General features: G+C 72.0%; 24 protein-coding genes. 13 read left to right on the forward strand and 11 right to left on the reverse strand.

What is annotated here, in order from left to right; all coding sequences use genetic code 11:
* Nucleotides 1-31 precede the first annotated feature (31 nt).
* Both ACFWE2_RS04295 and ACFWE2_RS04300 read right to left on the reverse strand, forming a co-directional pair.
* Entirely contained in the window at nucleotides 32-844 is an 813-nt protein-coding gene (locus ACFWE2_RS04295; protein WP_377222977.1) for a hypothetical protein, read from the reverse strand.
* A complete protein-coding gene (locus ACFWE2_RS04300; protein WP_377222978.1) occupies nucleotides 841-1,665 on the reverse strand; it encodes a hypothetical protein in 825 nt (274 codons plus the stop codon). Before ACFWE2_RS04300 ends, ACFWE2_RS04295 begins: the two co-directional genes overlap by 4 nt.
* Nucleotides 1,666-1,791: 126 nt before the next feature.
* Here ACFWE2_RS04300 and ACFWE2_RS04305 point away from each other — a divergent pair, with 126 nt between their 5' ends.
* From ACFWE2_RS04305 to ACFWE2_RS04355, 11 genes are read left to right on the forward strand one after another with little or no spacing between them, the layout of a single operon-like run.
* Nucleotides 1,792-2,175 carry a hypothetical protein gene (locus ACFWE2_RS04305; protein ID WP_377222979.1) on the forward strand — a complete coding sequence of 128 codons (384 nt, stop codon included), beginning with the start codon at nucleotides 1,792-1,794 and terminating at the stop codon, nucleotides 2,173-2,175.
* 3 nt (nucleotides 2,176-2,178) lie between these two features.
* Nucleotides 2,179-2,562, forward strand: a complete 384-nt coding sequence (locus ACFWE2_RS04310) for a hypothetical protein (RefSeq protein ID WP_377222980.1) — start codon at nucleotides 2,179-2,181, stop codon at nucleotides 2,560-2,562.
* On the forward strand, nucleotides 2,562-2,822 hold the full coding sequence (locus ACFWE2_RS04315) for a hypothetical protein (RefSeq protein ID WP_377222981.1): 261 nt from the start codon (nucleotides 2,562-2,564) through the stop codon (nucleotides 2,820-2,822). The genes ACFWE2_RS04310 and ACFWE2_RS04315 overlap by 1 nt, the downstream gene beginning before the upstream one ends.
* Nucleotides 2,822-3,067 carry a hypothetical protein gene (locus ACFWE2_RS04320; RefSeq protein ID WP_377222982.1) on the forward strand — a complete coding sequence of 82 codons (246 nt, stop codon included), beginning with the start codon at nucleotides 2,822-2,824 and terminating at the stop codon, nucleotides 3,065-3,067. The genes ACFWE2_RS04315 and ACFWE2_RS04320 overlap by 1 nt, the downstream gene beginning before the upstream one ends.
* Nucleotides 3,067-3,312: a hypothetical protein gene (locus ACFWE2_RS04325; protein WP_377222983.1), complete on the forward strand. Its 246-nt coding sequence runs from the start codon at nucleotides 3,067-3,069 to the stop codon at nucleotides 3,310-3,312. Before ACFWE2_RS04320 ends, ACFWE2_RS04325 begins: the two co-directional genes overlap by 1 nt.
* The gene (locus ACFWE2_RS04330; RefSeq protein WP_377222984.1) at nucleotides 3,309-4,967 is read left to right on the forward strand and encodes an FtsK/SpoIIIE domain-containing protein; all 1,659 of its coding nucleotides are present in this window, start codon (nucleotides 3,309-3,311) and stop codon (nucleotides 4,965-4,967) included. Before ACFWE2_RS04325 ends, ACFWE2_RS04330 begins: the two co-directional genes overlap by 4 nt.
* A 2-nt stretch (nucleotides 4,968-4,969) precedes the next feature.
* A complete protein-coding gene (locus ACFWE2_RS04335; protein WP_377222985.1) occupies nucleotides 4,970-5,695 on the forward strand; it encodes a DUF2637 domain-containing protein in 726 nt (241 codons plus the stop codon).
* Complete coding sequence (locus ACFWE2_RS04340) at nucleotides 5,692-5,973, forward strand: WhiB family transcriptional regulator (protein ID WP_377222986.1); 282 nt, start codon at nucleotides 5,692-5,694, stop codon at nucleotides 5,971-5,973. The genes ACFWE2_RS04335 and ACFWE2_RS04340 overlap by 4 nt, the downstream gene beginning before the upstream one ends.
* Nucleotides 5,973-7,601 carry a replication initiator gene (locus ACFWE2_RS04345; RefSeq protein ID WP_377222987.1) on the forward strand — a complete coding sequence of 543 codons (1,629 nt, stop codon included), beginning with the start codon at nucleotides 5,973-5,975 and terminating at the stop codon, nucleotides 7,599-7,601. The genes ACFWE2_RS04340 and ACFWE2_RS04345 overlap by 1 nt, the downstream gene beginning before the upstream one ends.
* 16 nt (nucleotides 7,602-7,617) lie before the next feature.
* Nucleotides 7,618-7,839 (forward strand): helix-turn-helix domain-containing protein, encoded by a 222-nt coding sequence (locus ACFWE2_RS04350; protein ID WP_377222988.1) that lies wholly within the window; start codon nucleotides 7,618-7,620, stop codon nucleotides 7,837-7,839.
* On the forward strand, nucleotides 7,839-9,035 hold the full coding sequence (locus ACFWE2_RS04355) for a tyrosine-type recombinase/integrase (protein WP_377222989.1): 1,197 nt from the start codon (nucleotides 7,839-7,841) through the stop codon (nucleotides 9,033-9,035). Before ACFWE2_RS04350 ends, ACFWE2_RS04355 begins: the two co-directional genes overlap by 1 nt.
* Before the next feature lie 143 nt (nucleotides 9,036-9,178).
* Here the strand turns inward: ACFWE2_RS04355 and ACFWE2_RS04360 are convergent, their stop codons facing one another.
* Nucleotides 9,179-9,382: a hypothetical protein gene (locus ACFWE2_RS04360; RefSeq protein ID WP_377222990.1), complete on the reverse strand. Its 204-nt coding sequence runs from the start codon at nucleotides 9,380-9,382 to the stop codon at nucleotides 9,179-9,181.
* 157 nt (nucleotides 9,383-9,539) lie between these two features.
* On the opposite strand from ACFWE2_RS04360, the gene ACFWE2_RS04365 reads away from it, so the two are divergent.
* Nucleotides 9,540-10,379: an endonuclease/exonuclease/phosphatase family protein gene (locus tag ACFWE2_RS04365; protein WP_377222991.1), complete on the forward strand. Its 840-nt coding sequence runs from the start codon at nucleotides 9,540-9,542 to the stop codon at nucleotides 10,377-10,379.
* A 49-nt stretch (nucleotides 10,380-10,428) separates the two neighbouring features.
* Here the strand turns inward: ACFWE2_RS04365 and ACFWE2_RS04370 are convergent, their stop codons facing one another.
* Both ACFWE2_RS04370 and ACFWE2_RS04375 read right to left on the reverse strand, forming a co-directional pair.
* Nucleotides 10,429-12,282, reverse strand: a complete 1,854-nt coding sequence (locus ACFWE2_RS04370) for a GTP-binding protein (protein ID WP_377222992.1) — start codon at nucleotides 12,280-12,282, stop codon at nucleotides 10,429-10,431.
* Between the two features lie 145 nt (nucleotides 12,283-12,427).
* The gene (locus tag ACFWE2_RS04375) at nucleotides 12,428-13,486 is read right to left on the reverse strand and encodes an EamA family transporter (protein ID WP_377222993.1); all 1,059 of its coding nucleotides are present in this window, start codon (nucleotides 13,484-13,486) and stop codon (nucleotides 12,428-12,430) included.
* An 81-nt stretch (nucleotides 13,487-13,567) separates the two neighbouring features.
* Here ACFWE2_RS04375 and ACFWE2_RS04380 point away from each other — a divergent pair, with 81 nt between their 5' ends.
* A complete protein-coding gene (locus ACFWE2_RS04380) occupies nucleotides 13,568-14,467 on the forward strand; it encodes a LysR family transcriptional regulator (protein ID WP_377222994.1) in 900 nt (299 codons plus the stop codon).
* A gap of 32 nt (nucleotides 14,468-14,499) precedes the next feature.
* On the opposite strand, the gene ACFWE2_RS04385 is transcribed toward ACFWE2_RS04380, so the two are convergent.
* The 6 genes from ACFWE2_RS04385 to ACFWE2_RS04410 all read right to left on the reverse strand — a co-directional run bounded on the left by ACFWE2_RS04385 (nucleotide 14,500) and on the right by ACFWE2_RS04410 (nucleotide 24,294).
* Nucleotides 14,500-15,453, reverse strand: coding sequence for an OmpA family protein (locus ACFWE2_RS04385; protein ID WP_377223029.1), 954 nt, complete (start codon nucleotides 15,451-15,453; stop codon nucleotides 14,500-14,502).
* A gap of 5 nt (nucleotides 15,454-15,458) precedes the next feature.
* Nucleotides 15,459-17,984 (reverse strand): Hsp70 family protein, encoded by a 2,526-nt coding sequence (locus ACFWE2_RS04390; protein ID WP_377222995.1) that lies wholly within the window; start codon nucleotides 17,982-17,984, stop codon nucleotides 15,459-15,461.
* Nucleotides 17,977-18,639, reverse strand: a complete 663-nt coding sequence (locus ACFWE2_RS04395) for a hypothetical protein (protein ID WP_377222996.1) — start codon at nucleotides 18,637-18,639, stop codon at nucleotides 17,977-17,979. The genes ACFWE2_RS04390 and ACFWE2_RS04395 overlap by 8 nt, the downstream gene beginning before the upstream one ends.
* A gap of 55 nt (nucleotides 18,640-18,694) precedes the next feature.
* Entirely contained in the window at nucleotides 18,695-19,948 is a 1,254-nt protein-coding gene (locus tag ACFWE2_RS04400) for a hypothetical protein (RefSeq protein ID WP_377222997.1), read from the reverse strand.
* Nucleotides 19,948-20,826 (reverse strand): serine/threonine-protein kinase, encoded by an 879-nt coding sequence (locus tag ACFWE2_RS04405; protein WP_377222998.1) that lies wholly within the window; start codon nucleotides 20,824-20,826, stop codon nucleotides 19,948-19,950. Before ACFWE2_RS04405 ends, ACFWE2_RS04400 begins: the two co-directional genes overlap by 1 nt.
* Before the next feature lie 159 nt (nucleotides 20,827-20,985).
* The gene (locus ACFWE2_RS04410; RefSeq protein ID WP_377222999.1) at nucleotides 20,986-24,294 is read right to left on the reverse strand and encodes a bifunctional [glutamine synthetase] adenylyltransferase/[glutamine synthetase]-adenylyl-L-tyrosine phosphorylase; all 3,309 of its coding nucleotides are present in this window, start codon (nucleotides 24,292-24,294) and stop codon (nucleotides 20,986-20,988) included.
* Between the last annotated feature and the right edge of the window lie 14 nt (nucleotides 24,295-24,308).

Below are 24,308 nucleotides of genomic sequence, written 5' to 3' on the forward strand. Positions count from 1 at the left end.
CTCTAAGAGGTCAATTCGGCAGCGGCTTCCGTCAAGCGAAGGGCACTGCTACCAGGGTCTTGTCGTCGTGGAGCTTGGCACGAGGCCAGCGGCTGCCGTTCGGGTCCGTGTCTTCGGCGTCCTGGATCTGTCGCAGAACACGTTCGGGTCCGTGCTCGTTGGCCGCCTTGTAGACGCCGCCCCACGTGGTTGCTCCCGGATGCCGAAGGACGTCGACACCATCACTGGCAAGCACCACGGCTGTGACACCCGCTCTTGGCTCGGAGCTCGTGAGCCCGTGTTGACCTGCTGCTGGCTCGGCTCCCGCAATCCAGTAACCGCCTGGCCGGTTGACGTGCCGCGCCTGCTCGGCCTGCAGCTCCATGAGCGTCGCCCGGTGTTCTTCCCCGTAACCATGCCCAGCGGCCAAGCCTTCTTGGTACCGGGCGCGTTCGCGGGTAGCAACGGAGTCCAAGCGCTCGTCGGTGTGGACCGCCTCTGTGCCGTCGCTGTGGAGCACTACTACGTAGCTATCCCCGAGGACGTATGTCTCCAACGCATCATCCGACCAACGCGCGAGAGCAATGGTGCTGGTAGGCGTGGTTCCGGGCGTCAGTCCGTGGGTGTCACGCACAGCACGGATGGCTTCCTCGACGGCGTCAGTCAGGGCACCGCCAAGCGGAAGTACCACACTGAGCACTCGCCCGAGCTGCTCGGCGTACCAACCCGGGTCGTGCGATCGATCTCCGGCGAATGACGTCGCACCGTCGAGCACTACGGCGAACTGATCGCCGATCACGTACCGGTCCTGGTTGTTCGTGCCGCCCACGAGAGTCGCGTGAAGCGCCTTACGCGACGTGCTCACGAGTGAACCTTCGGGCCCCAAAGGGCGGTCGTGTCCTCGACGGTTGTGCCGTCAAACTTGCTAGTCACCACCAGGGAGAACGGGTCATCGCCTACGGCGGTGTAAAGCTCAGAGAGGTTACGCCGGAGATACTCCACTGCCCCGACCGACCCGATCGCATGCACACCCGCGACGACGAGCAGCACTCTGCCGCGTCGGTTCAGCCGGGCCACATAGGCGATGTCTCGGGCGGGGTCGTCAATGTCAAAGGGAGAGACGAACACGTCGCCGGTCGTCTGGTCGGTGATGACCCATCGACCCTCGGCGTCGGGCTTGAACGTGAGGTGCGGGTCAGCCTCGATCGCTTCGGCGGTGACATGGGAGGACTTGGGCCCGCAAATCGCTACGGCGTCGACGGGTGGGTCCCATTCACCGGTGGTTGGTATCTGGAAGATGTCAGAGGCGAGGCTGAGCGATTCGAGCATCCCTGTCATGCGCTGTGCGGCCGTGTCGTCTTCAGCAGCTATAACGCCGTTGGGGCGATCCCCGATCGCTCGGAGTGGGATTGCCACGGTGACAGGCCCGACGCCGAAGAAGGCGCGCTCGACGGGCGGCGCGCTCTTGCGGAGTTGGGTGATCCGCCCCTTTGAGATACCGACCTTGTTCGCGACCTCGGTGTACGACATTCCGAGTTCGTCATGGGCTCGGTCGATCGCTGCCTTGCGAAGACGCGCGAGCTCGGTGGTTCGCTGGCCATAAACCACCAGAAGCTCCGTGGCGCGCCGGGCCTGACGGATGGGGTCAGCATCCGTTCTGACGTGCTCGAAGTCCTCTGCGCTCATGCCTCCCGAGTTTAGACCCCTTGACGGCGCGCCAGATCGGGTCTACCTTCGTGTTTAGACCCCTCAATTTCGAGCGGTCGGCGAGCGGGGTCGGAGTTTAGACCCCTCAACATTGGAGACGTTCAGATGGCGACGTTCGCAGTGGACAGCAACCGACAGCAGATGATGGCGACCGGCGTTGTGGAGCCGGTCAACGAGTGGATCGAGACGGCCGACGGCAAGCGTCGTCCGGGCGACATCCAGGCCCGGGACGAGAACACGGGTGCCCCGCTGTGGGGTGTCGAGGTGGTGTACCAGTCGGTGTCGTGGGGTCGGGTCTCCACGGAGTCGGTCAAGGTGACGGTCCCGGCGCGCGAGATGCCCGCCCCGTCTCTGTTCTCCCCGATCAAGTTCGAGGACCTGGTTGCCTCGGTCCGCGTCGACAAGCGCAACAACGGTCTGTCGACCTCGTGGGAGGCGTCCGGCATCGCGGAGATGTCCGGGGCCAAGGTCCAGCCCAAGGCGGCCTGACCCATGAGCACCAACACGGTGTCGTCGGGGGTGGCGGAGGCTTCGGTTTCCGCCCCCTCGACGGGGGAGGCGCTGCGGTTCGCGGCCTATGTCGTGGACCTGATCGGGACGGGGCGTGTCGAGTACGTCAGCGTCGAGGGCACGAAGCTGCACCTGACCACGCTGGACACTCTCGCGGTCGAAGCGGCTGTGCACCTGCTCGGCTTGAAGTCGACGCTGAGCCGGGATCGCGTGGACGTCGAGCCGGACGAGCGCCGCCCGGAGGGCTATTCGTCCTGGATGGGCACCTCGGGCCCGTTCTCGGTGTACCTGTCCGCGCCGCTGGCCCTGGGGGCACTGCCCCAGCTCGCCCCTCGGGACTGGTCCGCTGCCGGGGTGGCTGCCTGATGTCCCGCGCCGAGTCGCTGGCGAACGCCGCGACCTACCTGTCCGAGGCCGTGACCGCCCTGGGTGGTGCTGCCCGGACCCTCGACCGCTCCGGACTTTTCGGCACCGCCGAGCAGGTCCAGGGCATGCACGAGCAGGCAGAAGACCTGCACACGCAGGTCAGTCTCGCGGCGTCGACCGCGCACCGGGCCGAGCGCCCCGAGTTCTACGACGAGTCCGGCCGCTGGATCGGCCGGCAAAACCGGAAGGGACAGAGCTGATGGCACTGGACGAGACGACACGGCAGGTCAACCGGCGTGCGGTCCGGGCGCTGGAGACCTCGCTGCACTGGCTCGGGGAAGCCCACGGGGACATCCACCTGGGTATCGAGCCGCTGGCCGACCTGAGCCGGGTCACCAACGCACACGACCCGGCCCTGGAGAACCTTCAGAACCTGGCCGTCAAGGTCCGCGAAGCCCGCGAAGACCTGGCCCGCCGCCTGACCGCTGAGAGCGAGGACCGCTGATGTTCAACCGACGGATCACCAAGAAGGACTACCCGGAAATGCTCAACGGGATGGGCAACGACCTGGAGACCACCCGCGTCATGGTCACCCGCATGCAGGGCTGGGTCACCGATACCGGTCTCGACCAGGACCTCGCCCAGGCCCTCGGTAGTGCCGCTACGGCCGTCAAGGACGCGCACGAGGCCGCGCACAACGCCTGGCTCAGGGTCAACGACGAGCTCGAGAAGGAGACACGAGACCGATGAACACTCTGGCCACGGGCGGCATCCGTACCGCCTGGAACTCGAAGATCACCACGGCCCGCGCCCGGCTCCGCGCCGTCACGGTGGACCGTCCCGGCTGGGCTGGTCGCCTCTGGCGGGTCCTGGCGTGGATCGCCTTCCGGATCTGGATGTTCGCCCGTGGCCTGTTCACCTGGGCGGGCAAGCACCCCCTCCCCGTGACCCTGGGTGTCCTGCTCGCGTTCGCGTGGTGGGGTGTCCTGACCCTGGCCGACCTGCCCGGCGACCGCATCACCGGACCGGTCCTCCTGGTCGCGGTGTTCCTGCTGCCGGGCCTGTTCATGGGCACCTGGGCCATGCTCGCCCCGCGCCGGTACCTGCTGACGATGTACGCGTGGAAGGTCCGCGACGCCTGGCCCAAGGTCGCGCAGTCCTGCGGCCTGTCGACCCGTCGCCCGGACGGCACCACCGTCATTTCCAAGCTGGTGCACGTACGCCGTGCCCCCGGGGCGGTGGTGCTGCGGATCGAGACCTACACGGGCCAGACCCCGGACGACCTGTACCGGGCTGCCCCGGCGATCTGCACCGCGTTCCGCGCCCACGGCTTCGAGCCGTCCAAGGTCAAGCCCGGTGTGCTGGACCTGGGGTTGTTCACCACGGCGACCATCGCCCCGGCCGTTGCCTCGGTGCCCGGGGTCGAGAACGCCACCCCGGACAACGTGCCCGTGGGCCGCTCCCGTGCCGGGCTCCCGGCCTGCGTGCAGGTCCGGGGACAACACACCCTCGTCGTCGGTGCCACTGGTGCCGGTAAGGGCTCCGCGCTGTGGTCGGTGGTCGGCAACCTCGCTCCCGCTGTCCCTTCGGGGCTGGTGCAGTTCTGGGGCCTGGACCTCAAGGGCGGCGTGGAACTGGAGATGGGCCGCGCCCTGTTCTCCCGCGTCGCCTACGCCTCCGAGGCTGCCGTCGAGGTTCTGCGTGAGCTGCTGGCCGTGATCGACCGCCGCAAGGAGACCATGCGCGGTCTCTCCCGCCTGCACGTCCCCACCCCCGGCGACCCGCTCCACGTCCTGGTCATCGATGAACTCGCTGACCTGATGGCCTACGCCGAGTTCGACGTGCGCCGCGAGGCCGACCGGCTCATGTCCAAGATCCTGACCCAGGGCCGCGCGCTCGGCGTCGTCGTCCTGGCCTGCGTGCAGAACCCCCGCCAGGAAGCCGTGGGACAGCGCAACCTCTACCCCCAGAAGATCGCCCTGCGCCTGGACTCCGACATCGAGTCGGACATGGTGCTTGGCCCGCAGGCTCGCCTCGCCCCTGCACACGAGATCGGGCAGAGCGAGCCGGGTACCGCGTACTTCGTGGGCGAGGACGGCATGCCGTCGCTGATCCGGTTCGACTACTGGTCCGACGACCTGATCCGCCACGTCGCCCAGACCTACCCCGCACCCGCCCCGGCCGCTCCGGCTGCTCCGGCGCCCCGTGACGGGATGGATGCGGCCAACGCCTGGGCCCGTGCCGGTGGACGCCTGGCCGCCGTCGAGACACCCGACGACGCCCCCGAGACCGCTCCAGCTCCCCGACCGCGCAAGCCTCGCGCTCCCCGCAAGCCCCGCGCCCCTCGCGCGCCCCGCACTGCCCGCCCGGCCGCTGCCCCCGCCGCATCCACTGAGGAGGTCTGATCATGAACCGCACCCCTGGGCCTGTGGCCCGGATCGCGGCCGACTCCCGGCCTGTGCTCGTCTTCACCGTCGTCCTGACCCTCGCCGTCGCGCTGGCCTCGTTCGCCCTGTCCTTCGCCTCACTGAGGGACGCCGCTCTCTGGGGTCGGGTCCCGGAGGCCCTGGCCTTCCTGGTGCCTGTCGTCATCGACGCCTCGGTGCTCGTCTACGGCCTGGTGGCCCTCGTGCTGCGCGACCGTGGGCACTCCTCGGCCTGGGCCTGGACCCTGATGTTCGGGTTCACCGTCGTGTCCATCGGCGCGAACGCTGCGCACGCCTACGACGTTGGCCCGGAACTGCGGACCCTGGTTGGCGTCGTCCTGGTCGCCCTCGCTCCCCTGTCCGTGCTCACCTCGACGCACGCCCTCGCCTCCCTCGTGGTCGCAGACCGCGCCGTCGTCGAGCCCGAGCCCCTGCCTCTGGCGGTGACTGAGGTTGCCGAGGTGCCGGTGCCCGAGGTGGCTGCTGCTGAGCCCGTGCCCGCTATCGAGACCCCCGCCGACCCCGAGCCCGCCCCGGTCCCGGAGCCCGCCCGCGCTCCTGAGCCTCGGCCGGCCGAATCGCCGTCCGCCCCTCCTGCGCCGGTCCTTGGCCCGGTCCGCACTTCCACTCGTCCTCGTACCCGGGTCGCCCCGATGTCCATGCAGAGCACCCTGCCGGGCCTCGACCTGCCGGGGGCGACGGCATGAGCACCGACCGCCTGACCGGCGCTGCCTGCGCCCGGCCCGTGAACGTGGGCCTGCCCTGGATCAGCGAGAACCCCACGGCCTCCGCTCGGGCTGACATGGCCCGTGTCTGCGCCTCCTGCCCCGTCGCTGCTGCCTGCGCCCGCGAGGTCGCCAGCAAGGAAACCACGGCCGGTTTCTGGGCCGGTGCTGACCGCAACGACGCTATCGCCCCTGATGTCCCGAGTGGTCGCCCGGTGCAGGGGACCTTCAACCTGCCCGGCCTGGAGGTGGCTGCCTGATGGTCTCGTTCCGCACCGACCTCGACACCCGTACCGGTGGCCTGTCCGTCGATGACGCTGCACGTGCTGCGCGCGACATGGCCCGGGCCAGTGCCGAGGCGAACGGGGTCTGCACCTCCCCCATCGTGCGTGCGGTGCACGACCGCGAGACCGGCACCACCCAGCTCGTGCCGATCCCGTGTGGCTCCACCCGTGAGGCCAAGTGCAAGGGCTGCGCCGACAAGGCTCGTCGTCTGCGGATGTACCAGTGCCGTGAAGGCTGGCACCGCGACGACGAGCCCGAGCGCCCCGACACCGACACCGACACCGACTCGGGCGACGACGAGAACAACGACAAGAAGCCCGCCCGGGCCACGGCTGAGGGCCCCGACCGCACCACGCGGTCTACCTCGCGCCTCCCCGATGTCCCTGAACTGCCCACCCGCAAGATGGACGGCTCCACCGTGGGTCGCACGTTCACCGACCCCAAGACCGGGCAGACGTTCCGGCCCTCGATGTTCCTCACGCTCACGCTCGGCTCCTACGGCCGCATCACGCCCGGTACCGGTGTCCCCGCGAACCCGGACCGCTACGACTACCGCACCGCGGCTCTCGACGCCCTAATGTTCTCCCGCGTCGTGGACCGCTTCATCCAGAACCTCCGACGCTGCGCCGGGTACAACGTCCAGTACTTCGCCGCCGTCGAACCGCAAAAGCGCCTCGCGCCACACCTGCACGCCGCGATCCGGGGCACCATCCCCCGCGCGATCGTCAAGCAGGTCGCCGCCGCGTCCTACTTCGCCGCCTGGTGGCCGCCGTGCACCGACGCCGATGTCGTCTACTCCGAGCACGACGTCGCCCCGGTCTGGGACGAAGACACCTCGAGCTACCGCGACCCCCACACCGGCACGGCCCTGCCGACCTGGAAGACCGCGACAGACAAGCTCGTGCACCCCGCCCACGTCGTACGCCTCGGCAAGCAGGTCGACGTCAAGGGCCTGTTGGGTGGCACCCCCGACTCTGACCGGGCGGTGCGGTACCTGTGCAAGTACCTGACCAAGTCCGTCGCGGGCACCTACTCCGGTCACGAGCTTGACGCCGACGACGACGCTCCGACCGCTCAGCAGGTCGCCTACGACAAGCACATTGATCGTCTCCACGCTCACGTGAGGGTGTTGCCCTGCGGTCCCGCCTGTGCGAACTGGCTGCGGTACGGAGTCCAGCCGAAGAACGCCGGTCCTGGTCTCCAGCCTGGCAAGTGTCTGTCCCCAGCTCACGAGCGGGACAACCTCGGTCTCGGTGGGCGCCGGGTCCTGGTCTCGCGGGGCTGGTCGGGCAAGACCCTGACCGAACACCGCGCCGACCGTGCCGCTGTCGTGCGTCAGGCCCTCGAAGCTGCCGGGGTCGAGGCGGAGGAAGCTGACCGGCTCTCGACCACGCAGGAGACCACTGATGGGCGCGCTCGGTACGTCTGGCGGGAACCCGAGGCAGGGACCTACACCTACGCGGCCGTGATCGCCGCGAGCTTGCAGGAACACATCCGTCGTCGCGCGCAGTACGACGCGGCGAAACAGGCCATCGGCCAGGGCCTACCGGGTCCACCTGGGTCTGTGGATAGCCGTTCGGCAACCGCCACCGTGGCGGCTTAGAGAAGGGGCAGGGGTCATGAGGAACACGAAGAACCGGCAGGCCAGAGAGCCCAACCAGCTCCCGCGTATCGAGTCGCTATGGACCATCGAGGAAGTCGCGGACTTCCTGCGTATCCCCGTGGCCACGCTGTACCGGTGGCGCACCATGGGCACCGGCCCGACCGCATTTCGCGTCGGCCGTCACCTGCGCTACAACCCGGACACCGTCCGGTCCTGGCTCATGGAAAGTGCCGCCTGATGGGCTCCGTCGAGAAGCGCACCCGGACTCTTAAGAACGGCAAGGTCAAGACCTTCTACCTCGCCCGTTGGCGCGAGCCCGGCACGGACCGGCAGCCGTCGAAGTCGTTTCCGAAGAAGGGCCTCGCCGAGGACTACGTCATCGCGATGGAGGGCGACAAGCTCCGTGGCGAGTACATCGCTGCCGATGCTGGCAAGGTCACCTTCAAGGAGTACGCCGACGATTGGCTCAGTTCACAAACGTTCGATGCTTCGACGCACAACGCCGTGGAACTGCGCCTGCGCCTCCACGCCTACCCGGTCCTTGGGTCCAAGTCGCTCGCGTCCCTCAAGCCCTCGACGATGCAAGCATGGCTCAAGAGCCTCAGCAAGCTCGCCCCGTCCTACCAGCAAGTCATCTTCACGAACGTCTCGGCCGTTCTGTCGGCTGCGGTGGCCGACGAGATGATCAGGAAGAACCCCTGCAAGGCACCATCGGTGAGCCCTCCCAAGGCAACCCGTCGACGTGTCGTGCCGTGGGAGCCGAAGCGGGTTCTCGCGGTCCGTGCTGAGCTGCCCGAGCGCTACCAGCTCGTGGCGACGCTCGCCGTTGGTCTCGGGCTCCGACAAGGCGAGGTGTTCGGCCTGGCGGTTGAGGACGTGGACTTCCAGCGGGGCCGGGTGACCGTCAACCGACAGGTGAAGCTCTACAACGGAAACCGCCAAGCGTTTGCCCTACCGAAGTTCGAGAAGGTCCGCGAGGTTCCGCTGCCCGAGTCCGTGCACGATGCATTGAACGACCACCTGGCGAAGTATCCGGCCGTGTCCGTGACTCTCCCCTGGAAGACCACGGATGGCCCGCCGACGACGGCAAACCTCGTGATCACATCGCGTGAGAGCAAGGCGCTCAACCGGAACTACTTCAACCCGTTCATCTGGAAGAAGGCACTGGAAAAGGCTGGTGTCCCTGTCGAGCGGGACAACGGCTGCCACATGCTGCGCCACGTGTACGCGAGCACGCTCCTGCACGACGGCGAGAGCATCAAGGCCGTCTCCGAGTACCTGGGTCACTCGGACCCCGGCTTCACGCTGCGGACGTACACGCACCTCATGCCGGGCAGCGACAAGCGCACACGGAAGGCCGTCGACTCGTTGCTTCGTGTAACCAGTGTGGAACTCCCGCCCGAAACCGAGGCGTCTGCCCAGGTCAGAGGCTAAATCACTGTCTGACCTACGACATCTGATCGCTGGTCCCTCGTGACCTGCTGAGATGCCCCGAAACGGCGGCTGACCTGCACACACGTCTTGCGACGTCGTGCAGTGTCGGTCGCCGTTTCTCGTGCTCCGGTGTAACTGCCGTGTCATTTCCCAGGTCGCTCGGTCGCCACATCGTGCTCCTCACGAAGCCGGTCGCGCTCACGAGCCGATTCCTTCCGCGCGCGCCACGACTCGCGGATCGCGATGTACAGAGCGATCAGAAAGATCAGGACCGCTCCGACGGCGCCCAGTACCTCTGCCCATCGCGCCGCCCACCCGATCAACTCGGCCGGTCCCTCGAACTGCATGAGCTGATCCCCTGTCTCGGTACGCTCGCCAGGTCCGGACAACCGGCTCCTGCCGGGCCGGCCTCGCCTACACGCTACTGGAGACACCGGCGCGGCTGAAGGCCTGCCACAGCGATCTCTGCTGGAAAGGGGCACGCGATCGCTGCACGATGAGGTGATGGCACAGTCCACCGCACAGTCCACGACACCTACTGTCCGAGCGCTGACCATGAACGTGTTCGGCCCCGGCAACCCCGGCTGGGACCAACGGCATCCGCTCATCGGCGAGACGATCCGCGCCCTCGACCCCGACGTCGTCGCGCTCCAGGAGGTGCCCGTCGACGCGCCGGAGGTCCTGGAGCGCCTGATCGGGCCGGGCTATCACCTCACGCACTTCTCCCGCCCGTCGAACGACGGCGTCGCGGGCACCCTCGCTACCCGCTGGCCCCACCGGCTCGTCACCGAGATCGACCTGCGCATCAGTAATCGCAGCCGCCGCACCCTGCCCTGGTGTGCCGCCGTCCTCGTCGAGCTCGACACACCTCTCGGCCCGATGCTCGTGGTGCACCACAAACCGAGCTGGCCCCTCCCGTTCGAGCTGGAACGTGAGGAGCAGGCGGTGCTCGTCGCGCGGGCGATCGAGGAGCACCTCGGCAGCCGCGACGTCCATACGCTGGTGCTCGGCGACTTCGACGCCGCTCCCGACTCGGCCAGCATGCGGTTCTGGCGGGGCCGGCAGCCGGCGCGGCATCTGAGCGTCTGCTACCAGGACGCCTGGGAGTACGCACACCCCGACGATCCGGGCCATACGTTCGAGCTGGCCAACCCCCTGGTCCGCGACGGCGATTTCGGTACGGCGGTGTCGCGAAAGATCGACCACGTCCTGGTCCGCAGCGGGCTGCGCGGTCCGACCCTGGCCGTCGCCGACTGCCGGCGGGTCCTGGACCGCCCCGTGGACGGGGTGTGGGCGAGCGACCACTACGGCGTCGTCGTCGATCTGGTGGCGCCGCCGGGATGACCAGGCACCTGCTGCCAGGACCGACGTCATCCTGGCAGCAGGTGCATGGTCAACCGCGGTCGGCCACCGGCTCGAACCGGTCGTGCACCGTCTGGCACACCCCCTCGCCGTGCGTCAGCCCGGGCAGGTCCCGCTGCAGCGCGGCGACGCTCCCTGCCGGGATCTCGCCCCGCAGGACGGCGGTCCCTGCCCCGGCGTCCGACTCCATCGGCATCCCGCCCAGCCGTCCGACCAGGGACGTGACCGAACCGACGACGTCGTCCGGCATCTCGATGACGAAGCGGTGGACCGGCTCGCACACCACCGTCCCGGCCCGCCGGACGGCGGCGGCGAGCACGCGCGGCGTCAGCCCGCGGAAGTCGGCACCCGTGCTGGACATCGCCTTGTTGAACTTCTGGTGCATGTGGCTCTGCCGGGGCGCGTAGCCCGAGTGCGTCATGACCACCCGGGCGTCCGGGACGGGCCACCGCAGGGACCCGCGGGCCAGCTCCCGGCGCACGGTGTCCTCGACGGCGTCGAAGAAGGCCGGCGGCATCGAACCGCGTTCGCACTCCAGGTCGAACGTGACTCCCGACCCGGGCGGCACGGGTTCCACCCGCAGCCCGATCGTGGCCAGGAACTCGTTGCCGTCCTGCTTCTTCACCTCGAGCGCGTGCCCGGTGCCGACCAGCCGTTCCTGGCGTGCCGTGCGCACCTCCCCGAACCGCGCGTCCACGGCGTACTCCCGCTGCAGGACGGCGGCGAGCACCTCCCGCTGGACCTCGCCGTACAGCGAGACGGTGACCTCCTCGCCGCGCCGCCGCACGCGGATCAGCGGGTCCTGCTCGGCCAGCTCGGTGAGCGCGGCGTACAGCCGGCCGCGGTCACCCGGGGCGACGCCGACCACCGTCTCGTACGACGGCGGCGGGAACTGGCTCGCCCGCTCGTCCCCGGGCAGAGCGCGCCCGACGACGTCGCCGACCCGCGCCGCCGAGAGCCCCTGCACGACGGCGATCTGGCCGGCCGCGGCCTGGTCCCGCGGTTCGAGCGACCCACGGTGGGCGACGCTCAGACCCGTGACCCGCTCGGCCCTGCCGTGCCCCAGGTCGATCTTGTCCCGGACCCGCAGCGCGCCGGACCGCATCCGGACGAAGGTCCGCTTCCGGCCGCCCTCGCGGTCGATCGCGAAGACGACGCCGGACGGCCTGTCCGCGCGCCCGGAGCTGTCCGCAGCCGCTTCGGTATCGGCGTCCTCCTCTGTCGGGACCCGGTCCACCACCGGCAGGTACTCCCCCAGCGCGGCAGCGAGCTCGGGTACACCGGCGCCCGTCACAGCCGACCCGAACAGGACGGGGTGGGCGGCGCCCTGCCGCGACTCGCCCGTGAGCCAGGCGCGCAGACCGTCGTCCGGCAGCGGCACCACCCGGGCGGACGGCGTGCCGGCGGCCACCACCCGCTGCACCGGCAGCACGTCGGGAGTGAGGCGGCGTGCGACGGCGTCGGCCACGGCGTCCGGGCGGGCCCCACGCCGGTCGATCTTGTTGACGAACACGATCACCGGCAGCCGCAGCCGCTGGAGGGCGCGCATCAGGACGAGGGTCTGCGCCTGCACGCCCTCGACGGCGGACAGCACGAGCACGGCGCCGTCGAGCACGGCGAGGCTGCGGTCCACCTCCGCGATGAAGTCCGGGTGGCCCGGCGTGTCCAGCACGTTGACGGTGACGTCCCCCGCGGGGAAGGACGCGACCGAGGCGCGGATGGTGATGCCGCGCTCACGCTCCAGCGCGAGCGTGTCGGTGGTGGTGTCGCCGCGGTCCACGCTGCCCGGGCGGTCGATCACGCCCGCTTGGTGCAGCAGGCGTTCGGTCAGGCTGGTCTTACCGGCGTCGACATGGGCGACGATCCCGAGGTTGAGGTACGACAAAGGCAGTCACGTCCGTTGTGCGGAGGGTCAGGGCACGGGGCGTGACAGCCGTCATCGGGGTTCCTTTTCGCTCGGGAGGACACCACGATGCTCCGGGCCGCGCGGTCGGGGCAACGGTTTTTCTGGTGACCGCACAACCGGCTCGTCATCGTGCGACCTGCAGCTCCTGGACCCTGGCGGACGCCGGTGCCGGTGCCGCCGCCGAGACCCCTGCGGACGCCGACGCCGCACGCGCCACCCGTTCCGCCCGCCGGGTCCGGGGCGGCAGCTGCCCCGCCAGCACCGCCGCGAGCGCCAGCGCGAAGCCGGCGACCTGGACCCCGGACAGGCTCTCGCCGAGCGCCCCGACGCCGATCACCGCCGCGACCATGGGCGAGAGCGGGGCGAGGAACGCGACGGAGGTGACCGGCAGGCGTCCGATGCCGCGGAACCAGAGCACGTAGGCGACGAGGCCGCCCACCAGGCCGAGCCAGAGGTAGCCGAGTACCGCCCGGCCGTCGACGGCGGGCGGCAGACCCTCGGCGACGAGGGTGACGGGGACGAGGAACAGGCCGCCCGCGGTCAGCTGCCAGCCCGCTGCGGAGACCGGGCCGACGCCCTCGGGGCGTCCCCAGCGCTTGGTCAGGGTGACGCCGAGCGCCATCGAGGCGGCGCCGGCCAGTCCGGCGAGGACACCTGCCGCGTCGAGGCGGGCGCCCGGGCCCAGCACCACGAGCCCGACGCCGACGACGCCCGCGACACCCCAGGCGACCCGGCGCACGGACAGTCGTTCCCGGAGCACCGGCACGGCGAGCAGCGCGACGAACAGGGGGCCGACGGCGCCGAGCGTTGCCGCGACGCCGCCGGGCAGCCGCTCGGCGGAGATGAACAGCATCGGGAAGAAGAGCCCGATGTTGAGCGTGCCGAGCACCGCGCTCTTCCACCACCACGCGCCGTGGGGCAGTGCCCGGGCCGCCGAGCCGTTCCGCACGGCGGTCGCCCGGCCGAGCGCGGCGCCGATCGCGACGGCGGCGAGCCCGGCGGGCAGCGCACGGGCGAGCCCGGCGAAGAGCGGGTGCCCGGCGGGGAGCATCTCGGTGGTGACGAAGTACGTGGTGCCCCAGACCGTCGGGGCGAGCGCCGTGACGGCGGTGAGGGCGGCGACGGCGGTGAGCGCCGCCGTCCGGCCCTGGCGGTGGCCTTGCCGGAGTGTCGTGGTGTCCATGTGCTCCAGTCTTCGCCTGCAGCTACCGATGAGTCCAACACATCCTTTTCATGCGATCGATCGTGATGCACGATTGATCGCATGGAGCTCCAGCAGATGCGTTACGTCGTCGCGGTCGCCGAGACGTCGAACTTCACGCGGGCGGCGGAACGCTGCCACGTCGTGCAGTCGGCGCTGAGCCACCAGATCAAGCGGCTCGAGCACGAGCTCGGCGCCGCGCTCTTCGCCCGCACGAGCCGCCAGGTGCGCCTGACGGCGGCGGGTGAGGCGTTCCTGCCCGCCGCCCGGCAGGCGCTCGAGGCCGCCGAACGCGCCGCGGCCGACGCGGCGGCCACCGTCGGCGAGGTGCGGGGACGGCTCAGCGTTGGCGTCATCCCGACGGTCGCCGCCGTCGACGTGCCGGCTGCCCTGCGTGACCTGCGCGGCAGGCATCCGCAGGTGCGTGTCTCCCTGCGCACCGGCCCGAGCGAGCTGCTGACGACCGACGTCGCGGCCGGGCGGCTCGACGTCGCGTTCCTCGGGCTGCCCAGCTCCGCCCGGCCGAGCGGTGTGCACCGCCACGAGCTGGCCCGCGACCGCCTGGTCGCCGTCCTCGCCCCGGACCACCCACGGGCGAGCGCCGAGGGCCTTGCCCTCGCCGACCTCGCCGCCGAACCGTTCGTCGACTTCCCGTACGGGTCGGCCGGACGGGCCCAGACCGATCAGGCCTTCGCTCAGGCCGGCCTCGGCCGCGACGTCGCCTTCGAGGTCACCGACGCGCCCCTCATGGCCCAGCTCATCCGGCACGGGCTGGCGATCGGCTTCCTGCCCTCCACGTATCTCCAACGAGCGCCCGAGCTCGGCGGGCTGGCCACCGCCACGGTCACCGATGCGCCGAGCCGCGTCGAGTACGTCGTCTGGCCCAAGCCGGGGCCCAGCCCGGCGACCCGCGCTTTCCTGACGGCGATCGGGCTCCCGGCCGCACCGGGCGCCGGAGGCTAGCCGCGGCTAAGAGCTGCCTACCGGCGGCACCCCTAAGGCACGACCTCGATCGCCACCGTCACCGTCTGGTTCCTGGCCCGGTTCGCCTCGTCCGTGTTGGGGTACGGCGGGTCGACGTCGCCCGCGCCGGCCACGTCGATCGCGCTCAGCGGGATCCCGCTGCCCGACGAGATGACCTGCGCCGCCGCGAGCGCCCGGGCCAGGCTGACCTCGGCGTTGTCGCGGTAGCGGCTCCCCGGTACGGGTGCGGTGTCGCTCGTGTGGCCGATGACGGTCACCTCGACGTCCTTCAGATCACCGAGCGGCCCGGCAAGGCCGGTGAGCACATCGGCCCCGCTCCGGGAGGTCTCGGCGCCGCCGGCCTCGAACACCGGCTCGCGGAAGGTCACGAGGACGGTTCGTGCGTCGAGCGTGGTGGTCCATCGTCGGTCTCCCAGGGCGTCGCGCACCGCCCGCAGAGCCGCCTCGCGCGACGTCGTTCCGTCCGGGGTCGCCTCGTCCGACGGCGGCGGGGTCGCCGTACGGATCTGGTTCAGCTCGTGCCTCAGCTCGGCGAGCTCCTGGGCCACGGCCGGGTCCGCCTGCTGGTCGGCGGGGCGGGAGGCGAGCGCCCACCCGGTGACGACCCCGCCGCCAGCGAGCAGGAGACAGGCCGCCGCGGCGCCCAGCGCGAGGCCGCCGCCGGTGCGCTTCCCTGACCACAGCGTGCGGATCCGGCGGCGCCCGTCGGCTGCTCCGGCATGCTCCGGGTCCAGGCGCTCGACGCGGGCCCAGCAGGCGTCGGCCCTGACCAGGTCGCCGCGCTGGGCGTGCACGCGGGCCAGCAGGTCCAGGACCGCCACGTCGTCGCTGTCCTCGCCACCGACCCCGTCGAGCAGGTGTCGCGCGGCGTCGTACCGGCCGGCCCGCGCGTGCAGCGCGGCGTCGGCCACCGCGGTCCTGACCGCCGCGGGGTCGGCCCCAGCAGGTCCGGCTGCCTCGACCATGGTGGTCACCGCCCGCCCCCGTTGCCCAGGAGCCCGTCCCCGAGGATCGACGGCGTGGTGCTGCTCCCGCCGCTGCGGTCCACGAACCGGTCGAGCCTCGCGTTGACCCCGGTGAGCCGGTTCAGGTCGCCGGCGGCGACCGCCGAGCGGCCGTCACCCAGGAGGCGCTGCACCTCCCGGCGCGAGTCGCCGTCCAGCTCGCTCTCCAGGGCCGCGAACCGGATCAGCGGAAGCTGCCCGTTGTCCTCGAACACCCGGATCGCGATGGACCGGACCTCGTTGGTCCGCCGCTCGATCACCGTCCGGTTGCCCTGCGCGATGGCGTCCTCGAGCTCGGCCTCGGCCCGCCTGAGCTCGTCCGCGTAGCGGCCGTTGCCGGCCTCCGCGACGACCTCGTTGGCGATCCCCTGTGCCTCGCGCCCCTCTTCGACGACCTTCGGCAGCTCCAGGAGCTCGTCGACCTCGTCCAGGGCCGAGTCGGCGTCGAGCAGCCGGGCCTGGCAGGTCGCCGTCGCGTCCGGGTCCGCCTCCGACTGGCGCAGCAGCCGGTCGATCTCTTCCATGACGCCGTCGGCGTCCAGCCGGTCCAGCCGGGCCAGTGCCTCGACGGCCCGGATCTGCTCACCCTGGCCGCGCAGGTCGTGGTACCTGGCGTCGAGCGCGGCGCGGGCCGCCCGCAGGTCCGCGAGGTCGGGGAGCACCGGGCGGACGAGGTCGACGTCGATCGCGAACTCGGCGTCGAGGAACGGGATGTACGCCTCGGCCTCGATACCGAAGCTGCTGTCGACGCGCACGACCACCTCGACCTCCGTACCGAGGGGCAGGTCGCGCTCGATGTCGTCCGAGCGGACGACGAGCTGGCCCACCACGGTGTTGCGGTCGGCGCGCGCGTGCTCCCCCGAAAGGATCGGGATGCGCAGGAGGCCGGCGCCGGACCGCCGGTCGACCGCCTGTGTGGTCCGCAGGCCGTTGACCCGGCCTGTGCTCGGCAGCTCGGTGTTGCGCCGGACCAGCGGCGCGACAGTGTTGTCGACGAGGCCGACGCCGAGCGAGTGGCTCATGGTCGGGGCGCCGCCCATCCCGCCGCTCTTGCGCTGGTAGGTCAGGCCCGTCTGGTCGGTGGCCAGCTCGGTACCCGCCGGGTCGTGCACCGTCGCCGTGAACGTGTGCGTCGCGATCTCCGGGGCCCTCAGGCGTACGGAGAACGACCCGTCCTGGCGCAGCCCGACGGCCCCCGTGCTCCACGGTGGCATGGTCGTCGTGTTGCGGATCTCGACGGTCCCGCCGGTCCAGTCGGCGACACCGTCCGCCTGGACCCGGCCGCCGAGCAGCGGGTCGGGGTCCAGCCCGGCCGGCGAGTACTCGAGATTCAGCCGCGCACGGCCCGGGGCGGCCGGTGCCGCTGCCCGCACCTCGCGAGGGATGCGCTGGGTCGCCGCGTAGATCGCCGCGCCGCGCGCCACCACCGTCATCGGGTCGAGGCTGTGGTCGAGCGGGATGCCGAGGCCGTCGGCCGGGTCGGCCAGCATCTCGCGCACCAGCGCAAGCTGGGACGAGCCGCCGACCAGCAGCAGCCGCTCGAACGCCGCCGCCGGGATCCCGCTCTCGGCCAGCGACTGGCGGCACAGCCGGATCGAGCTCGCCACCAGCGGCCGCGCGATGTCCGCCAGGTCGTCGCGCGTCAGCTCGCAGTAGAACTCGACGTCACGGCCGGCGTCGACCCTGATCTCCGCCTCGATCTCGACTCTCTCCTGCTGCGACAGCTCGACCTTCGCCGACTCGGCGAGACGCTTGAGCTGCGCGAGCACCCCCCGGTAACGGGGGTCGTCGGCCGTGACGTCGCTCAGTCCGTGATCCTGCTGCAGCCGGGGCAGCAGATGGTCCTCGACGATCGCCCAGTCGATCCGCTTGCCCCCCAGCGAGTTGTCGCCCGCGTGGTTGACCACCCTGAACTCGCCGTCCTCGATCTTCACGACGGCGGCGTCGAACGTGCCGCCGCCGAAGTCGTAGACCAGCCAGAACCCCTTGTCCGGCGCCTCGACGTCGGCCGTGTACGCCCAGACGGCGGCGGTGGGCTCCTGCAGCAGGGGTGCGGCCCGCAGTCCGGCGAGCTCGGCAGCCCTGCTCGTGGCGGCCGTCTGGTCGGCGGTGAACGCGGCAGGCACGGTGATCACGGCGGTCACTATCGACTCGCCCGTGCGGCGCTGCACGTCGAGGCGCAGCGACTTGAGCACCTCCGCCGACATCTCCTCCGGCGACAGGGTGCGGCCCGACGCCTCGAACACCTTGTCCTGGTCGCGGCGGCCCATGCGGAGCTTGAACTCGGCGCACGCGTTGTCGGGGTCGGACACCACCCGCGCGCCGGCCTTCTGCCCGACGAGCACGCTGCCCGTGCGGCTCACGTACACCGCCGACTGTGTGAACTCCAGGTTCTGGGCATTGCGGACCACCTCGGCGCTCGCGCCCCTCGCCTCGGCGACGGCGCTGTTGGTGGTGCCCAGGTCGATCCCGATGTCGATCGTGTCACGCATCGTCGGTTCCTCTCTTCTCTGCCGCTGCCCGCTCCGCGCCTGACCTCTTCGCGCCTGACCTCTCCGGTACCGCCACGATCACCTCGCCCTCCTGGATGACACGCCCCGCGCGGCGGACCGACGGGCGGATCGTCTCGACCACCGTCTCCTCGGTGACGTCCGGGTCGTCCTGGTAGGCCAGCACGCGCAGGTCCATGCCCACGTCGAACCGCAGCCCGTCGTGTCCCTCGACCTCGATCCCGGCCCGGACCAGGCGGTCGTCCGCGGCGGCCAGATACCGGTTCGCCCAGCGCACGGCGCGCGGCGGGTCCTGCTCGGCCGCGGGACCGTCCACCTTGTTGCGGGCGCGCCAGAGCTCCGTCACCAGGCCCGCCAGCACGTCGTCGGGCAGGTCGCCCGGCAGGTCCCCCGGCAGGACGCCGGGTCGCGGGTCGGGCAGCGGGTCCGGCGCCGGGGCGGCCGCCGGGCTCGAGGCCGGACCGGAAGCCGGAGCCGGCTCCGGAGCCAGGTCCGGACCCGGGACTCGAGCCGGGTCTGCGGCCGGGTCCGGAGCCAGGGCAGGCGACGGGATCCGGAACTCGGCCGGGAACCGGTGCTGCCGGGACCAGGCCGACAGGCTGCGGGCGCCGGGCCGGCGTCGTGGTGCGGCGTTCACCCATCCACTCCTCGTATCGGTTGCGACAGCGGTTGCGACGGTGATGGCGACGGCTTCATCGGGTCCGCGAGCCGAAGACCGCCTGGAAGAACTCGACGACCTGCCCGACCAGGCCCACCGCCGTGAACCCGCCGAAGACGGCGAGCACGACGGACCAGATCGGCCCCAGCTCCATCACGTTGTAGACGAACAGCCAGGAGGCCACGCCCCCGACCAGGAAGAAGAAGAGCAGCGGCAGGCAGCCCAGATCGGCACCCGAGCCGGCCCCCGCCGCGCGCCGCGCCTGATAGCCCTCGATGTCCGCGATGTTGTTGTCCAGGAGCGTGGCGACCGATGGCGACGACGCCAGGGCTCTGGCCTCACGGAGCAGGTCGAGGACGGTCTGGGTGGACAGCGCGGCCGGCGCCGTCTCCACGTAGAGGTTGACGAACCCGAGCACGCAGTTGTTGACGGAGCGCGCCACCTCGTCCCGGCAGGCGCCGACCACGTCGTCGTCGTTCCCGAGGACCGCCGCGCAGGTCGCCAGGTCCGACGTCGTCTCCTCCAGCAGGGCCGACGCCGCCGAGAGCCCGGCGGACGGTTCGGCCTCCCGCGCGCTCTCGCAGGCGCTCCGCACCCGGGCCGTCGCGGGCTCGACCGCGGCGCGGGCGGCGTCACGCACCAGCATCGGCTCGAAGCCCGCCCCGCGCAGCACCTTCATCTGGTGCTCCGCCAGCTCCTGACCGACGCCGGCGGCCCGTACCGCCAGCCCGACGGACACCCCGATGACGTGCTCCGGCAGCCGGTCGCGCAGCGCGCGGAGCACGGCGACGGACAGGCGGGGGTCGTCGATCTCGGCCGCGCGCGACCGGACCCACTCCCACGTCACCTCGGCGGCGAACGCCTGCGCCAGGAGGCGCAGGCCCACCCGCCAGTCGTCCCAGGTCTCCTCGTGCGCCACCCGCCCGTCGGGCGTGGTCCCCTCCAGCGCCCGGGAGTGCGCGAAGACCGCGTGCTCGTGCCAGCTCGGCTGGTCGGACCGGATCCAGAACAGCTCGTGCACGAGCCGGGCCAGGGGATCGCGCAGCACCTCGAAGGCGGCGCGCAACGCGTCCGGGTCGTCCGACGGCGGAAGCGGCACGTCGCCGTCGGGCACCGGTGTCACGTAGTACGGGTTCTGGGTCTCCTCCCGGTGCCTGCGCACCTGCCGGTTCGACACGTCGGTGGGCAGCCCCGTGACCCGGAACGCGTTGTTCCGGTACAGGCCGTGCCCTTCGAGCGGGCGCAGCACGCGGTCGATGTCCCGCGCGACGTCGGAGGGGACGCTCATCAGCTCGCCTCTTCCCCGGCCGTAGCCCGGTGCGCGTCCTGCCACGCCGTCAGAGCGCCGCCCAGCACTGCCGCGTCCGCGGGCCGACGCGTCAGGTCGGGGTCGAGCGCGCCGAGCACGATCCCGGCCAGGTCGGGGTGCACGTCGCGGTTGAGGTCGTGCGGCGAGATCGGCGGCGGCCGGTGCTGGGCGCCGAAGACCGTGGCCGGCACGTCGTCGTACGGCAGCAGGTTCGTGAGCAGGAGGTACGCGAGCGTGCCGACGGCATACACGTCACCGGCCGGGGACGCACCCTGGCCGTACCGCAACGCCTCCGGCGCCATGAACGCGAGCGTGCCCTCGGACCTGGTCAGCCCGGACGTGGCCTCGACCCGCCGGGCCAGCCCGAAGTCGCCGACCCGCACCCGCAGCCGGTCCTGGTCGTACCCGACCAGGACGTTCCACGGCGTGATGTCGCGATGCACTATGGGCGGGTCCGACCGGTGCGCCACGGCGAGCCCCGCGCAGAGCTGCACGAGGATCTCCACCGCGTCGTCGACCGGGACGGAACCGGCCGGCCGCGAGCGCCGGTAGTCGTCGAGGTTGCCCGCCGCCACGTACTCCATGGTGAAGAAGCCGCGGTCCCCGGCGGGTGTCGGCACCGTCCCGGCGTCGAAGACCCGCACGATGTTGGGGTGGCCGAGCGTGGAGAGCAGCGTGGCCTCGCCGAGCATCCGGCGTGTCTCGGCCAGCGTGCCGACCCGTTTGAGCACCTTCATGGCCTGCCGGCCCAGGAAGCGGTGCCGCACCCGGTAGACCTCGGAGTAGGCGCCCTGGCCGAGGTAGCGCTCGATCTCGTACGTGTCGCCGATCTGGCTGCCCTCGGTGAGCAAGCGCACTCCGGCCTCCCTCCGACGGCGTCTGGCTCGCACGGCTGTGTGCCCGACTGATGTGGCCGACCGAACCGTCGCACGCACGGCCCGGGACCCCTCCCGAGGGGCGGAAATCGACGAAGCTGCAGTCACCCTATCGCCACGAGTGCGTGGATATGCGGCTTTTCACTCCGCGCCGTAGAACACCCGCTCCATCACCCCGCGCGCCCGCCGGGCGAGCCGCAGGTACAGCTCCTCGAGCTCAGGTCCGGTGCCGACGTCACCGAGGAGGCGCGCCAGCCCGGTCAGGGCGTGGCTGTCGTGCGGCAGCATGTCGACGCCGGAGCCCGTCGTCCGCCCTGACCAGAGCACTATCGCCGAGCGCAGCCGTGACGCGAGCCGCCAGGCCTCCAGCAGCACCTCGGCGTCGTCGTCCGCCAGCAGGTCCGCGTCCCGCGCCGCCTTCAGCGCGGCGACGGTGCCGGTGGTCCGCAGGCCGGGTACCTCGAACGCGTGCTGGAGCTGCAGGAGCTGGACCGTCCACTCGACGTCGGAGACCCCACCACGGCCCAGCTTCAGGTGCCGCGCCGGGTCCGCGCCGCGGGGCAGCCGTTCGGACTCCACGCGCGCCTTGATGCGCCGCACCTCGCGCAGCACCGCGGCGTCCGGGCCGCCCTCCGGGTAGCGCAGCGGGTCGATGAGCGCGGTGAACCGCGCGCCCAGCGACGCGCCGCCCTCGGCGCCGGGCCCCAGGTCGAGCTCGCCGGCGCCGGCCGTCCCGCCGTCCGACAGCAGGGCCGCCACCGCGCCCTCCTCCGGGCCGCCCGCCGCGACCACGCTCAGCGTCCCGGACAGGGCCCGCGCCCGCAGGAGCGCCTGCGCCTCCCACGGCGACGACCAGCGGTCGTAGTACTCCACGTAGGACTCGAAGGACCGCACCAGCGGCCCGTTGCGACCCTCCGGCCGCAGGTCGGCGTCGACGGGCAGGCCGGGCTCCGGCCCGACGGCGGACAGGATGCGCCGCAGGTTCTTCGCCACCGTCAGGGCGTAGTCGTTGGCCTGCTTGTCCGGCGCGCCGCCGACCGCCTCGTACACGAACATGACGTCGGCGTCCGAGCCGTAGCCGAGCTCCTGGCCGCCGAGCCGGCCCATCGCGACGATGAGCAGCCGGGCGGGCTCGTCCCCGCGGGCGACCCCGCGCTCCGCCCGCGCGTCGTGCTCCGCGATCCGCAGCCCGCCGGCCAGGACGACGTCGGCGGCGTCCGAGATGGCCCTGGCCGCCGAGACCGGGCCGAGCGCGCCCAGCACCTCGGCGACGCCCGTGCGGGCGAGCTCGCGCCGCCGCAGCGCGCGGAGCGCGACGGTCGCGGCGTCCACCTCCTGCGCGCGGCCGAGCAGCGCGTCCGCCTCCGCCGCCAGCCTGCGCACCCCGCGCGGTGCCAGCGAGTCGGACTCCGCGAGCCAGCGCACCGACTCCGGGGACCGCCCGATCGCGTCGGCGAGGTACCGCGAGGAGGAGAGCACCTGCGCCAGCCGGGACGCAGCCTCGGCGGAGTCGCGCAGCAGCCGCAGGTACCAGTGCGTCGAGCCGAGGGTGTCGGACAGCTTACGGAAGGCGAGCAGCCCCTCGTCCGGGTCGGCCCCCTCGGCGAACCAGCCCAGCAGCACCGGCAGGAGCTGGCGCTGGATCGCCGCCCGGCGCGAGACGCCGTCGGTCAGGGCCTGGACGTGCCGCATGGCGCCCGCCGGGTCGCGGTAGCCGATCGCGGCGAACCGGGCCATCGCGGCCCGCGGAGCCAGCGACGCCTCGCCGGTCGAGAGCAGCGCCGTCGCGGGCAGGAGCGGCCGGTAGTAGACGGCCTCGTGCAGGTCGCGGACCTCACGCCGCACCGACCGCCACGTCTTGACGAGGTCGTCGGCGCCGCCCTGGCCCAGCCCGCGCGCGATGCGGCGCAGCTCGGCCTCCGCGGTCGGCATGAGGTGCGTGCGGCGCAGCCGGAAGAGCTGGATCCGGTGCTCCAGGGCCCGCAGGAACCGGTAGCACTCCCCCATCCGGCGCGCGTGCTCACGTCCCACGTAGCCACCCTTCGACAGGGCGGCCAGGGCGTCGAGCGTGGTCCGCGAGCGGATGTCGTCGTCCGCGCGCCCGTGCACGAGCTGCAGGAGCTGCACCGTGAACTCGACGTCGCGCAGGCCGCCCTTGCCGAGCTTGATCTGCCGGTCGGCCTCGGTGACGGGCACGTTGTCCTCGACGCGCTTGCGCATCGCGCGGGCGTCCTCCACGAAGTTGGGCCGCTCCACCGCCTGCCACACCAGCGGCCCGACGGCGGCGCGGTACTCCTCCCCCAGTGCCAGGTCACCCGCGACCGGGCGCGCCTTCAGCAGCGCCTGGAACTCCCAGGTCACGGCCCACCGCTCGTAGTACGCGACGTGGCTGGCCAGCGTGCGGACGAGCGGCCCCTGCTTGCCCTCGGGCCGCAGCGCGGCGTCGACCTGCCACAGCGCGGGCTCGGCGGACGGGCCGGAGCACACCTGCGCGAGCCGCCCCGCGAGCCGGGCAGCCACCCGCAGGGCGTGGTCCTCGTCGCACGCCGGCGTGCCGTCGGGGAGCACTCCCGGCTCGGCGACGTAGATCACGTCGACGTCCGAGATGTAGTTCAGCTCCCGGCCACCGGTCTTGCCCATGCCGAGCACTGCCAGGCGCACGCCGACGGCGTGGTCGTCCTCGTCGGCGCGCGCGACGGCCAGCGCGCCCTCCAGCGCCGCCGCGGCGAGGTCGGCGAGCGCAGCGGCCACCGCCGGCAGCACCACCATGGGGTCCGGCGCCGTGACGTCGGTGGCGGCGATCCGCAGCAGCCGCGCCCGGTAGGCCCGGCGCAGCCGGTCGGTGTACGACGACGGTCCGCCCTCGGCGGGTGCCGCGCCGCCGGCCGGCACGTGGGTCCCCGCGACGGGCTCGTCCGACTCGGCGTCTGCGTCCACGGCCCGCAGCAGCTCCGCGCGCACGAGCTCGGCCGGTACGCCGGTGCCCGGCGTGCGGTCGCCGATCAGGTCCAGCAGCGCGGGGTGGCGCACCAGCTCGTCGCCGAGCGCGGACGAGGAACCCAGCACGCGCAGCAGCCGGTCGCGCGCGGACGGCTGGGGCGCCTCGTCGTCGTCCGCGTCGCGGGACTCCGCCGGCTCGACGTCGGGGGCGGCGAGGAGCGGGCGCAGCCGGTCCGGCGCGGCGGCCGCGAGCCGGACGAGCTGCAGCAGCGCGAGGTCCGGGTCGGCGACGACCGCGAGCGCACGCAGCAGCGCGGCGTCCGCCGGCGCGAGCTCGACGTCGCCGCGGTCCGGGCCGGCCGCCTGGTCAGTGCCCCTGGCGCCCTGCGGTCTGCTGTCCAGGACCGATACCAGGTCGGGATCCCGCCACAGCGAGGCCGAGCGGGTGAGGTCGGCGAACCCGGCCCGGATCAGGTGGGTCGTCAGGGTCTCGGGTCGGCGGCTCTGCACCCCCTGACCCTACG

This window comes from Promicromonospora sp. NPDC060271, from assembly GCF_042726755.1.
GTDB lineage: Bacteria > Actinomycetota > Actinomycetes > Actinomycetales > Cellulomonadaceae > Promicromonospora.

Bases quoted from the DNA above. Each gene is read 5' to 3' on its own strand.
- ACFWE2_RS04300 (WP_377222978.1), bottom strand. From the start codon at position 1,665: ATGAGCGCAGAGGACTTCGAGCACGTCAGAACGGATGCTGACCCCATC.
- ACFWE2_RS04340 (WP_377222986.1), top strand. From the start codon at position 5,692: ATGAGCACCGACCGCCTGACCGGCGCTGCCTGCGCCCGGCCCGTGAAC.
- ACFWE2_RS04390 (WP_377222995.1), bottom strand. From the start codon at position 17,984: ATGCGTGACACGATCGACATCGGGATCGACCTGGGCACCACCAACAGC.
- ACFWE2_RS04350 (WP_377222988.1), top strand. From the start codon at position 7,618: ATGAGGAACACGAAGAACCGGCAGGCCAGAGAGCCCAACCAGCTCCCG.
- ACFWE2_RS04320 (WP_377222982.1), top strand. From the start codon at position 2,822: ATGGCACTGGACGAGACGACACGGCAGGTCAACCGGCGTGCGGTCCGG.
- ACFWE2_RS04325 (WP_377222983.1), top strand. From the start codon at position 3,067: ATGTTCAACCGACGGATCACCAAGAAGGACTACCCGGAAATGCTCAAC.
- ACFWE2_RS04335 (WP_377222985.1), top strand. From the start codon at position 4,970: ATGAACCGCACCCCTGGGCCTGTGGCCCGGATCGCGGCCGACTCCCGG.
- ACFWE2_RS04375 (WP_377222993.1), bottom strand. From the start codon at position 13,486: ATGGACACCACGACACTCCGGCAAGGCCACCGCCAGGGCCGGACGGCG.
- ACFWE2_RS04355 (WP_377222989.1), top strand. From the start codon at position 7,839: ATGGGCTCCGTCGAGAAGCGCACCCGGACTCTTAAGAACGGCAAGGTC.
- ACFWE2_RS04310 (WP_377222980.1), top strand. From the start codon at position 2,179: ATGAGCACCAACACGGTGTCGTCGGGGGTGGCGGAGGCTTCGGTTTCC.
- ACFWE2_RS04380 (WP_377222994.1), top strand. From the start codon at position 13,568: ATGGAGCTCCAGCAGATGCGTTACGTCGTCGCGGTCGCCGAGACGTCG.
- ACFWE2_RS04330 (WP_377222984.1), top strand. From the start codon at position 3,309: ATGAACACTCTGGCCACGGGCGGCATCCGTACCGCCTGGAACTCGAAG.
- ACFWE2_RS04365 (WP_377222991.1), top strand. From the start codon at position 9,540: ATGGCACAGTCCACCGCACAGTCCACGACACCTACTGTCCGAGCGCTG.
- ACFWE2_RS04305 (WP_377222979.1), top strand. From the start codon at position 1,792: ATGGCGACGTTCGCAGTGGACAGCAACCGACAGCAGATGATGGCGACC.
- ACFWE2_RS04345 (WP_377222987.1), top strand. From the start codon at position 5,973: ATGGTCTCGTTCCGCACCGACCTCGACACCCGTACCGGTGGCCTGTCC.
- ACFWE2_RS04315 (WP_377222981.1), top strand. From the start codon at position 2,562: ATGTCCCGCGCCGAGTCGCTGGCGAACGCCGCGACCTACCTGTCCGAG.
- ACFWE2_RS04360 (WP_377222990.1), bottom strand. From the start codon at position 9,382: ATGCAGTTCGAGGGACCGGCCGAGTTGATCGGGTGGGCGGCGCGATGG.
- ACFWE2_RS04400 (WP_377222997.1), bottom strand. From the start codon at position 19,948: ATGAGCGTCCCCTCCGACGTCGCGCGGGACATCGACCGCGTGCTGCGC.
- ACFWE2_RS04385 (WP_377223029.1), bottom strand. From the start codon at position 15,453: ATGGTCGAGGCAGCCGGACCTGCTGGGGCCGACCCCGCGGCGGTCAGG.